Origin of the sequence: Microcoleus sp. D2_18a_D3 (assembly GCF_036702455.1) — a bacterium.
In the GTDB taxonomy this organism is placed as follows: Bacteria; Cyanobacteriota; Cyanobacteriia; order Cyanobacteriales; family Microcoleaceae; genus Microcoleus.
Window position 1 is genome coordinate 1 of record NZ_JAUBTK010000136.1, and the last position, 11,085, is coordinate 11,085.

The window sequence follows — 11,085 nt, forward strand, 5'->3', positions numbered from 1 at the left end:
CCATCCCACAAGAAAAAATAACTCTTGTGGGATGGGCCGGAGAGCCCGTCCTAATTATTTTTGCAAGAGGTCTATTATTGTGGGGAGTAGGGTTAGGCGTCCCGCCTGCTTTGAAAATACACGCCTTCAGGCTCATGGGCCCCTCACAAAAAAAATCAAAATCATCCCACTATTATGCAGCCCCAATTAACCAGCCCATACGATATAGCAACCGCCAAGACGTTAGGACGTTGTTAATGGCTGAGACGATTGATTTTATTGCTTCTTCCTTCTTCCTTCTTCCTTCTTCCTTCTGCTATATCTTTCACTCTACAAAAACGAACCGACCAGGCAGCATAGAAAATCCCCTCCCGCAGAAGCTGGGGAGGGGAAATGGTGAATAAAATTATTGGTTTTAAATTATCAATATGTAGGTCTCTTTTTGCAGTATCAAGAGGTATCGAGCAAGCGCACGATCGATCTTGGTCAGTCGCTAAGATAATTTCCCGGTGGCAAACCGAGAAATTATCAACTAAATCAACCTTTTTTCTGCTGGCGTTGGAGCTTAGTTTTCCAATTGGCGATATCCTTCTGAGCCGGCTGATAACTCTTAGTACCCGACGGCACCAGCGAAGCAGCTTCAACTGCCTCTTTCAGCTTTCCTTGAGAGCCGCGCAACTTAGCAATTTTGAGAATACTTTCGCTCCACTCTCCAATTAACTGTTGAGCTTCTTCATACTTCGGCTGACCGGGTTCAATTTTATTAGCTTGCTGGATGCCTTTACTGTAAGAAGAGGCAACCCCCCGCTTAATTTGACCCTTAGCAGCCGATAGCAAAGCAGTATTTACATCCTGGTCTTTGGATAGCTCCTCCCACTGAGCGATCGCCTCTTTCGACTGATTGTACACAGGCTTATTGACATCCGGCATCAATTTAGCCGCGCCGATCGCCCCCTGGAAATCGCCCCGAGCAGCCCGCCCGTTAGCTATATCCAAAATCGTTAAACTCCAGCGCTCAATATCCTGCTGAGCCTGCGGGAAGAGCGGATCGCTAGGCGGAATCGTTCGAGCCTTAACCACCGCTTTATTAAAACTAGAAGCCGAACCATCCTTAAGGAAAGTTTTTGCCTCAGCCCACACCTGCTGGCTCGATGGTGGCTGCTTGGTTCCACTCCCTGCTTGCACCGCCCGCGGTTGGTTCTGCGACCCCCCAGTACCAGTAAATTTTTGAGAGCCAGGGTTTTGGGCATTTCCACCAGGCGATCGAGGATCTCCTTCCTGCTGACCAATAAAAATTGATTTGTTCGTCACAAAAACACCCAACAGCAGTACCAAAGCCGTAGCTGAACTCCACAACACTAGCTGCTGCAAAAATGACTTATCCGACCCCCCGTTATGCTCATCCTCCGGCTTTTGCAAGTTCGGTCGATCGCCCCCCCGATCTGCAGGGGCCACAGCATTCGGCTGCGACACAGGCGGCATCTCAACCGGCGAATCCTCAGCATTGCGAACTGCCGGAGGCAGATCCATTCGAGCCGTAGCCGTAGGCATTTGCGGGTGATCGAACCCATCAGCCGTACCAACCGTCATATTGCCGTTGCGTCCGGCCAACGCAGCAGTTGGTACCCCTGAAGCATCCGGCAAAATCACCAAATTAGCCTTTCCCGGAGGATGCACCACCATCAAAGGTTCTTGTTTCGGACGCAAATGGTGGTCACACAGCTCCGGCAGTCGATCACTCAAAAAACGGTCTAAACCCTTAATCGTCATGCACTGTCCCGATCGCAGCCCCTCCAAAAGCGCCGTCGTAAAAAACCCCTGACGCAAAGCCGAAGTTTCCCGCGAAACTTGATTCGGGCGGCAAGAAAGCACCGTCGGGATTTCCCGTTCCCGCGCCAGCTCAACCGTTTGAGAGCCGATCTTTTCCCCCGCTTTCACAATCTGGCTGCGGTTCATATCAACCAGCACCAATACCGTTTCCGTAGGAGCGTTTTTCAGAGTATTCAACAGCAACTCTACCGGAATCCCCGTACCCTGAATGTCAGCCGGATTGCCGTCAATCGGCATCAAATAATCCTTACCTTCATAGCTGACACCGTAGCCGCTAAAAAAACACCAGAGTAAATCTCCTTGTTGCACATGTTGCGCGCAGAGGCTTTGGGTCAATCTCAGAATATTTTCCCGATTTGGATATGTAGATTGACCCCACAGCGACGGCGAGCTATCGGTCATCAGCAGACATCCATCCGGCGCAAAACCCGCCTCCTCAGTCAAAAAACCGTACAGGGCCTCTGCATCCTCTTGGGCATAACTCAAAGGCTGGAGTAACTGATATTGATTGATGCCTATTGCAATACAAGCGTGATTTTTCATCCCCATATGCCCTATATATAATGGACAGCTTGCACAAAACGATAACACATAGCCGTTTAAGGTTATACCCACTTTCGCCAGCACTCAGAGACCAGTTGTCCGAAGGCAGAACTCCCAACAAGCCCCCAAATTTAGCATCCTAGAATTTTTAATTTTTATATTGCAGTAAAAAATTCTACCCTGTGCCTGCCTTTAGAAAAATAAAGTTAAATTGGATACACAGACCAGTCTATTTGACTCTAATTTTCACCAAACTACACCAAACAGGAATAACCCGCCAATGGTCTCTACCGCCAAAAAAGAAATCTCCCCCCACAGCGAATCGCTACTGAAGCAAAAGCATCCTAAAACTCATAGCCACTATAGGTTTCAGGATTTTTTTGCTTTCGATCGCCAGAGGGGTACAATTGACGACTGGAATGAGTCGCGCAACATTTTTACCAGCGAAGACTTCATTATCGGTTTGGTGGAGGGGCTCGAAGAAGAAGTCGGCCCCGCGTCCTCTGTCATCATGTATACTATTGGTTGCCAGTGGGGACTCCAAGATTCCGAATTTTTTCAAAAATGGTTTAGTGCCGAATACAGCCAGAACATTCGCCAGTCAAATCTCATGTTTCTGCTAGAAACTTGGTGGTGGCCTTTCACGGCTCAAGGTTGGGGTCGTTGGGAAGTGGACATGAGCGATCGCAAACACGGCTGCATCTTCATCAACCTCTTTGACTCAGCAGTTGCTCGCACATTGGGAGACGTAGGCAAACCGGTTTGTCACCTATACGCCGGTTTGTTCGCCGGTTTCTTCGGCTCTTTAGTCAAAAAGCCTCTGAGCTGCATAGAACTCCAATGTTACTCAATGGGAGAAACCTATTGCAAGTTCCTGCTTGGCAACCCAGATAAAATTGATGCAGCAGCATTCTGGCTCAACGAAGGTGCCAACGCCCGCGATATTCAAAATCGACTGCAACACGGTGAAATATTGCGGTAAACAACCTGGAAAGGCACATCCCCTGCCCTGCCTTTCCTCCCACCAATTTCGCGATCGAAAGTGCGATGGTGGATTTCTCCAGGCAGGAAGTAAAGATGAAAAGTCAAACTTCATGGTTGGACCAATCTGTCCAAGAATTCTTTGGTCACTATAATTGGCTGGGAAAATCTTTAGAAACCCCAAATGGCTCGACCCCCGGTCAACTTCTGAGTTTAACCCAGCCAGTAGCAGACTTTTTTCAAGCTATTTCTTGGGAAGGAATTCCGGAAGTAGGTGCCCTACCCCTACCCCCACCCTTGCCAGTAATTTCTATTTCTGAACAAGCAGAAGTCACCATTGATGACCTATTTGACCTGTTTTAATCTGTGTGCCAAATGGAAAATAAAAAATAGGGCAATCCCTCATCCATCTTCCCTCACCCATCTTTCCTCATCCCTCAAAATCCATTAGTTAAATCCGTTAAATCCCGTACATTGCTCGTTGCCGAACTTCCTTCCTTTTATCAATTACCGATTACCACTTAATTAAAATCATGCACCCTGAGATTGAGGCGCTGCTGGATCAGGCAGAAAACCGCTTTTTAAAAGGCGAAGAACTCCTAGCTTTTAAGCGTCAAGCTGTAACCCTTGTCCAGCGCTTAAAAATTTACGAATTTTTGCGAGAGAAGGAAGCAAGCATCTTCCAACCAGTAGCCAACAAACTACAAGAAACATTCCCCGACGAAAAACAAGAAACCTTAGAACGATCGCTCAAACACTGGGTTTTAGTCTTGCGGTACTGCGCTATGGCTATGCTGCTGAACGATCGAAATTTTCTAGAACAGCGCCTTGTAGACTGGCTTTCCGGCATAGTCGAAGCCCACCAAACTCAAAATATCGAAGCAACTGTTTGCAATCTGCTGCAAACTCGTTTAAAAGAATTGCTTTCCCAGCAAGCCCGGGCTATATTGCAACCATTTTTCGACCAAGCGCAGTCAATTATTGACCAAGGTAATAAATAATCAGCTTTCTTCCCAATTTCCAATTCCCGATTCCCAATTCCTAATTTCCGATGATTAATATAGCCGACTTACTCAAACAGCCCCGACTCCCTGGAAATTACTTTGCCAGCGATGCCTACGTCCGAGGCGACCTCGAACTCGGCCTGCTGGAAAACCGCCGGGGCGATCGGCTCTTAGCACTCCCAGAAACACTGATTCAAGCCATTTATATCGGCTTAGAACAAGAAACAGGTCAAGCCTCCCGCCTCGTGCTTTTCAACTGCGGTCGCTGGTGGGGTAAAAACTTTTACGTGCGTTTTTGCGAAGAAGTCAGCGAATACTACGGTCAGCCAGTTTCTGAAATGGAAATGGTAGAATTTCTTCAGTCCTTGCAGCAGTGTTGGAAAACTCATGGATGGGGAACATTTGAGCTTGACCCCAGCTATTCCGAACATGGATTTTTAATAGTAAAAATTGCTAACTCTCTTTTTGCTAAAACAGCCCCGAAGTCTAAGCGACCAGCCTGTTTTTTAGAAGCAGGTATTTTAAGTTCGTTCTTTAGTCAGCTTACGGGTCGAGAACTTCACTGCCTGCAAACATCTTGCGAATCATTGGGTTCGGACTGCAACCGCTTTATTTTAGGGCTGCGCGATCGCCTCCAACCAGCAGATTCTATGGTCGAAGAAGGTAAAGACCATGAAGCTATTCTCAGTCAACTTTTTCAAAAAAACTGACTTATTTGACAGCTATTACTTTGTTGCTAATAGCTGTCAAATCGATTTTTGGGCAGCCATATTATCGACTGTATCATCAAAACTGTGAGTTAAATTATAAAAAAGCTCGTGAGTTTAAAAATAAGGTTTTAGCAATTCAAATAAAACCTGATGATAACTAGCAGCTAGAAACTTCATAACTTACTCTAGAAACTCATAAAATTTAAAAGCCATCAAAACCTCAAACATTTTGCTAGAACTTAATGGACGCCAATGAACTTCTAACTCGATATGCAGCCGGCGAAAGAGATTTTAGACTGGCAAATCTGCGCGGCATTGTGTTGAGTCCGATCGATTTATACCGTTCCAGCGATGCCCCAACTCTAATTTTGGCAAACCTCAACCAACACCAACAACGACCCTACTTAATCGGTGCTAACCTCAGCGGGGCCGACCTCACCAAAGCCCATCTGAGCCGAGCCAATCTCAGCAAAGCTGACCTCAGCGGAGCCAATCTCACCGGCGCCAACCTCATGGCAGCCAGTCTCAGCGGCGCCAATCTCATCGGAGCCAATCTCACCGGCGCCAACCTAGCCGGCTCTCATCTGAATTGGGCAAACCTGACCGGAGCAATTCTTCCCAATGCTAATCTCATAGGTGCAGATATGAGCGCCGCTAACCTCACCAAAGCCATTCTCACTGAGGCAAATCTCAGTAAAGCCTATCTGATTAAAGCCAATCTCAACGGGGCGAACTTCAAAGATGCTTACTTAAGTCTAGCGAGTCTGAAAGAGGCAGACTTGACCGAAGCACAACTCACCGGAGCCGAATTATCCAAAGCCAACCTAGCCGGAGCCAACTTAACCCGTGCTAACCTCAGCAAAGCCAACCTGTTGAAAGCAAATCTCAGGCGAACTAACCTCACTCAAGCCTATTTAAACGGCACGTGCTTGATCGGATCAGACCTTAGCGAAGCTTGCTTGGATAGAGCCAATTTGTGCAAAGCAGACCTGAGCAAAACCTACCTGAGAAACATCACTTTAAATGGCAGCCACTTAAGCGGTATTAACCTCAGCGGGGCCGATCTGGGCGGTGTAGACTTGAGCCGCAAACTTTTAACTGGAATTAATATGGCAGAGGCATTGTTGAACGAAGCTAACTTGAGCGGTGCTTATCTGATGGAAGCTAACTTGAGCGGAGCAAACCTCAGCAAAGCCAACTTGAGTCTAGCCTACCTGATCAATGCCGACCTTTCTAATTCTTGCCTGCATGAAATTAACTTGAGCAAAGCTAACCTGAGTAAAGCCAACTTGCAGAAAGCTGACTTGACAGGAGCCAACCTCCGGGGAGCCATTCTTACTGAGGCGGATTTGACGGGAGCGAAGTTGATTGGAGCCACTCTTCCTAACGGCACAGTTTATCGGCGTTAACTTGTCAACCGATACTTTTTTGCTAACATTTGCTAACAAATACATAAGTTAAGAGAATCTCTCAACAAAGGCGTATCAACCGATGCCCGTAGAAATTTCTACAAGCACTTATATTCTTGCCTTCAGCTTGGTTATCGCTTACAGCTATTAGCCAATCTGATTATTTGCTTTGATACGCAAGGGAGGCAACTTATTTATATAGCGGTTGCGTACTACCGAGGTTTTTCACCTAAATCAGAGTGGCTAAATTCATTCTATATGATATAAAGACATCGGGCCAATGTAAGTGATTGTTAGCAAATATCAGAAAAAGTATTACTGTTAATCAACCCCCTTGATTATTTGCCTAGTAAAGTGCGGTTGATGTCCAGAATCGGAAAAAATAGGTTCCTTTCTTCCACTGTGAGATATTGTTTGAGAACCTTTTTCATCACATCGTAGGTCACGCTCGCACTATTTCTAACTTGAACAGCGCCTAAAATAGTTTGCAACCAAAGTAGTAGCCGATCGCGCAATCGTTCCGTATCATTAATCAACAGTGCGGCCGCCGAATGCCTCAACACCCGCACAATATCTCCACGGCACTTTTCAGTGACATCGTTACCCCCCCGCCGAAATAAACTAGGGTCTAGAGACAGCATTTGTGCTTCCACTTGCCGCATAATTTCTGTTTCAGAGGCTTGAATTTTTTTATAAGCACTCATCCGGTGATTCAAAGACTGAAAGTAGTCTTTCAAAAATTGGAGTTCTTCTGCACTGGCGTAGCGTCCGTCTGCTTCCATGCTCAAACGCGCAAGTTGGCTCAACATAGATTTTTCTCTACTACTAAAATACAAACATATCAGTTTTAAGCTTCTTTAGTCCGAACTAAATACTGTCCTACTTGAAAGCGGGTTTCATTAAGCTGTGTAACGATAGAACGAGTAATTAACTTTCCTGATTCTACAACTACTTGACCCGTAATTGGGTGTAATAAATCTTGCTGGGCCCGGCGGCCGATCAGAGCTTCGACATTTTCAATAGCATTAATGTACATCCCCGCAGGCAACTCTACAACCACACCCTCGCCCATAATTTGAGCCTGACAAGCAAGTCGCGAATTGGCTTTAGCCGTTGTAATGACTTCCAACGTCCTTTTCTCGCGGCGGTTCATGTCCGACAAGCCTTCCATGCCTTCTTTAATGTAAACATGGCAGGTAGCGCACATTCCCCGCCCCCCGCATTCCTTGAGAACGTCTAAGTCTTTGGAAAGTAAGGCAGACAGGATATTTGATCGGGTTTCGACTGCTATTTCCTCGGCAATTGGATCTAGTTTAATAATTTTAACCATATTGATGTTTGCTCCTGTCAAGTTCAGTATTTAGCAAGTTACGATCAACTTATTCAAAGCGCAAAAAAATTTGGCTAATACTCAAAAAGGTTAAGATGCCTTGACGACAGCATCGGCTTCTGGCTCTCTAACCCCTATGACATAACCCCACTTCTGTTTTGGTCATATCGCTGTTCCCTCGCCCCGATTCCCCAGCTTAGCTTTGAAAAGCTAAAACCTTAGATACTTTCTAGATGGCATTGAAAAAACTGTAATAGTCGCGATCGACTAAAATAGCAGCCACAGGTAGTTCCAGATCGGGTACCGGCATTCGGCAAGATTGATAGTGATTCCGAAGCTCAAGGATTTTAGTAGGTGCGATTGTGCGATCGCTCTCAAGGAGGCTGAGAATGAACCTGAGATAACATAGGCTGTACCTGGCGAGGGATTCAAAAATTTGAATTTTTGTCAGAATTATTTACATATTTTAATACTAGCTCAAGCTTTTTCTATAATTAGACCGATGCAACATTCTAAGTACCGCATTTTAGGGCTAGTCGGACAAGGACAATTTGGTCGAGTCTTTTGTGCCAGCGTTCGAGAAGCTCCCGCCCAGGACTCCCGCCTCACCAGCCAACTGGTTGCTCTCAAAGAACTTAGTCATCAGAAAGCCCCAACTAGCGAATTCTTGCGAGAATTGTGGTTTCTGATCACCTTGCAGCACCCGAACATTGTTACCTGCCGAGCTCTAGAACACACAGCTACAGGCAGGTACTTGGTTATGGATTACTGCGAGGGAGGAACCCTCCGCAACCTGCTCAAACAAGAGCGCCCCTTGCGTCTACTCGAAGGTTTGCAGCTAGTCATGGAAGTTTTAGCAGGCTTAGACTACGCCCACCGCCGAGGTGTAGTTCACTGCGACATCAAACCCGAAAATATCCTCCTAACTTTAGGAGCAAAAGGTTGGTCGCCCCGGCTTTCTGACTTTGGCATCGCGCGTCGGCTGCCAGAAATTGGTACCACTCGCCTCCACCAAGAAATTTCTCCCGACGCTACCGTAGGTTCCCCCGCTTACATGGCCCCTGAGCGGTTTTACGGTCTTTTTTCGCCGATGTCAGATATATATGCAGTAGGAATTCTGCTGTTTGAATTGCTAATGGGCTACCGCCCTTTCGGGGGAACCCCCGGAGACTTGAGGTGGGCCCACCTGAATCAACGGTTGCAATTTCCCGACGCCATCCCCGAACCTTTGCAAGCAATAGTCAAAAAATCTTTAGAAAAGCTGCCAGCCCGCCGTTTTGCCAGTGCTTCCCAAATGGCTCAAGCTCTGCGGCTGATCATGTACGACCCCGCTGTCAGGCAATTGGGCGACTGCATTATTCCCTGGGAAAGCCCCACAACCAGTGGTGATAAAAGTCTGAAGTCTGAAACTGAGTCTTTGCTAGAAGTTGAAGAGGAAAAAGCCTCACTGTCGGCAATTAATTTACTTGGGACTGTCCGCTATGCGCTTTCGCAGCCCAAGCCAGTGATACTTCCAGCACCGTTGACCGCTTTAATTGCCACTGAAACGTATCTCTATGCTGCGGTAGGTACAGAGGTGAAGGTTTGGTCTCAGCCGGGAAAACAGCTAGTTACAGGAGAAATGTCTATTTCTATTTCATTAATGCCGGAAATCGTGCGCGGCATTTTACCGGTTTCCCACGGCTGCTGCGTTCTCACTCCGCAAAAACTTTACTGGCTCAATGAGCGCTCTTGGGAGCCTCAATGTTTGCTGGATATGGGTTTGAGGCAAGGTCCAGATGCTTTTAAAGCTGCTGTAGACTCTCACGGCAACTGGTTGACAGTAGCGGTTCCCGGCGAACTGCGTTTTTATTCTTTATCTGGAAACAGCACTCCTGGCGATCAGAAAAAAGCCTTGAAGCTGATCGCTACTGTGCCGTTACCAGAACACTATTTACCAGAATTAATGTTTTTGGATCGGCGACACGTCTTAGCAGTTTGGCCGGACAACGAACCAAAAAATCCCCAAACTATTTTTAGAGTTTACACTCGCCGCGGCACGCCGGTGGGTTCTGTGCGGTTGTCTGCCAGCGTCGGACAGATCCTGTTGACACCTGAGCCTTATACTTTGCTGGGAATTCCTCAAGGTGGTAAAGCGGCGGTGCTGTTGATGAAATTGTGGCCACTCAAGGTAGCACGAATTCCTCTTGAAACTTTGCCCGTGTCTGCTTGTGTGGCTAATTGGGGATGGGTGTTGGCAGATGTTGGGGGGCAGATAGAAGTGTTAAACAGTCAAGGGATTCAAGTAGGGAGTTTTAGTAGCCCCGCCTCACCCCGGGCGATCGCTCCTTGGGGGAATAGAGGTTTGGTGATTGCTGTCAATACTGAGGAAGAGAGTCACTTGCACTTTTTAGATGTAGATGTTGAGGATACCAACTCGCCCTCGATCATCAAAGGCTGATAACTGGGGTAACTAAAGGAGTTTCGGGGTGTAATTCAGGAGAGTGTATTTGCGGGCGATCGATTCCTGGGAGTTTGATCGGGGCTAGAGTACCGCGTCGTGTCAACTTCTGGATTTTGAATCAGAGGAATTGTTAAGGGCGATCGGCTCAATCTGAGACCCAAACCTCCCTCAGTAAAGTCCCAGAAATGCAGACACCACTTACATATATATATGACTCATGCACCAGCCTGCTTCTGTCATCCTCACCCTGTGATCCAGCCTCACCCCTTACACTCTAACTTTGCCTAACCTCTACTCCAAGTAAGCCCCATCATGTTGAACCACTGAGTCCTTCTACCCATGCGCGGGAAATAGTCCGCCCCAAAGCCGTATTTTGACCAAAAAAAAGACCCCATAGTTAAAAGAGGAGTCAGCCAGGGGATACCAGAGCAGGTCATAAATGCCCAAACCCTTGGTGTGTATAGGTTCAAAAAAAAGTCAAAAATATTTTCACAAAACGCTTGACAACTCTAGGGAGAGTTGATACATTAATAAAGCGCCAGAAGGGAAGCGGTTCACTGAACCACGAACTAAAGGTACAAACTAAAGGTACAAAACTGAACCTAGAAAAAAGAATAGTTTGAAAGCTTAAAGCACTATTAACCTCGTCAAAAAAATCAAGATTGAGAGTAAAAGCATCGCTGATACTCAATATCGCAAACAACGAGAAAAAAGTCAAGGGAAAAAAACCAGCCTTTGTGCTGAGTGGAAAGAACTTGACGAGCCTTAAAAGAACTCAACAACACGGAGAGTTTGATCCTGGCTCAGGATGAACGCTGGCGGTCTGCTTAACACATGCAAGTCGAACGGAGTAGAA

The 11,085-nt window shown here is 46.7% G+C and carries 10 protein-coding genes and 1 rRNA gene; 8 read left to right on the forward strand and 3 right to left on the reverse strand.

Translation table 11 applies throughout. From position 1 onward, the window contains the following. Positions 1-383 (forward strand): hypothetical protein (locus QUB06_RS32750; RefSeq protein ID WP_333438817.1); only part of this gene is annotated, 383 nt, incomplete at its 5' end. 133 nt (positions 384-516) lie between these two features. Here QUB06_RS32750 and QUB06_RS32755 read toward each other — a convergent pair. Continuing rightward, on the reverse strand, positions 517-2,358 hold the full coding sequence (locus tag QUB06_RS32755) for a caspase family protein (RefSeq protein ID WP_333438818.1): 1,842 nt from the start codon (positions 2,356-2,358) through the stop codon (positions 517-519). 274 nt (positions 2,359-2,632) lie between these two features. On the opposite strand from QUB06_RS32755, the gene QUB06_RS32760 reads away from it, so the two are divergent. The 5 genes from QUB06_RS32760 (at position 2,633) to QUB06_RS32780 (ending at position 6,456) form a co-directional block, all read left to right on the forward strand. Continuing rightward, positions 2,633-3,334 (forward strand): V4R domain-containing protein, encoded by a 702-nt coding sequence (locus QUB06_RS32760; protein WP_333438819.1) that lies wholly within the window; start codon positions 2,633-2,635, stop codon positions 3,332-3,334. A gap of 95 nt (positions 3,335-3,429) precedes the next feature. Continuing rightward, positions 3,430-3,696, forward strand: a complete 267-nt coding sequence (locus QUB06_RS32765; RefSeq protein ID WP_333042386.1) for a hypothetical protein — start codon at positions 3,430-3,432, stop codon at positions 3,694-3,696. Positions 3,697-3,866: 170 nt separating this feature from the next. Next, a complete protein-coding gene (locus tag QUB06_RS32770; protein WP_333438820.1) occupies positions 3,867-4,334 on the forward strand; it encodes a phycobilisome protein in 468 nt (155 codons plus the stop codon). 50 nt (positions 4,335-4,384) lie between these two features. Beyond that, positions 4,385-5,047, forward strand: coding sequence for a V4R domain-containing protein (locus QUB06_RS32775; RefSeq protein WP_333163339.1), 663 nt, complete (start codon positions 4,385-4,387; stop codon positions 5,045-5,047). 242 nt (positions 5,048-5,289) lie between these two features. Further along, positions 5,290-6,456, forward strand: coding sequence for a pentapeptide repeat-containing protein (locus QUB06_RS32780; RefSeq protein WP_333438821.1), 1,167 nt, complete (start codon positions 5,290-5,292; stop codon positions 6,454-6,456). Positions 6,457-6,794: 338 nt separating this feature from the next. Here the strand turns inward: QUB06_RS32780 and QUB06_RS32785 are convergent, their stop codons facing one another. Then, entirely contained in the window at positions 6,795-7,265 is a 471-nt protein-coding gene (locus QUB06_RS32785; protein WP_333288475.1) for a phycobilisome protein, read from the reverse strand. A gap of 38 nt (positions 7,266-7,303) precedes the next feature. Beyond that, on the reverse strand, positions 7,304-7,786 hold the full coding sequence (locus QUB06_RS32790) for a 2Fe-2S iron-sulfur cluster-binding protein (RefSeq protein ID WP_333057691.1): 483 nt from the start codon (positions 7,784-7,786) through the stop codon (positions 7,304-7,306). A gap of 502 nt (positions 7,787-8,288) precedes the next feature. Here QUB06_RS32790 and QUB06_RS32795 point away from each other — a divergent pair. Together QUB06_RS32795 and QUB06_RS32800 are read left to right on the forward strand one after the other, a co-directional pair. Beyond that, the gene (locus tag QUB06_RS32795; protein ID WP_333438822.1) at positions 8,289-10,226 is read left to right on the forward strand and encodes a serine/threonine-protein kinase; all 1,938 of its coding nucleotides are present in this window, start codon (positions 8,289-8,291) and stop codon (positions 10,224-10,226) included. A gap of 783 nt (positions 10,227-11,009) precedes the next feature. Beyond that, positions 11,010-11,085, forward strand: a 16S ribosomal RNA gene (locus QUB06_RS32800); the annotation flags it as partial.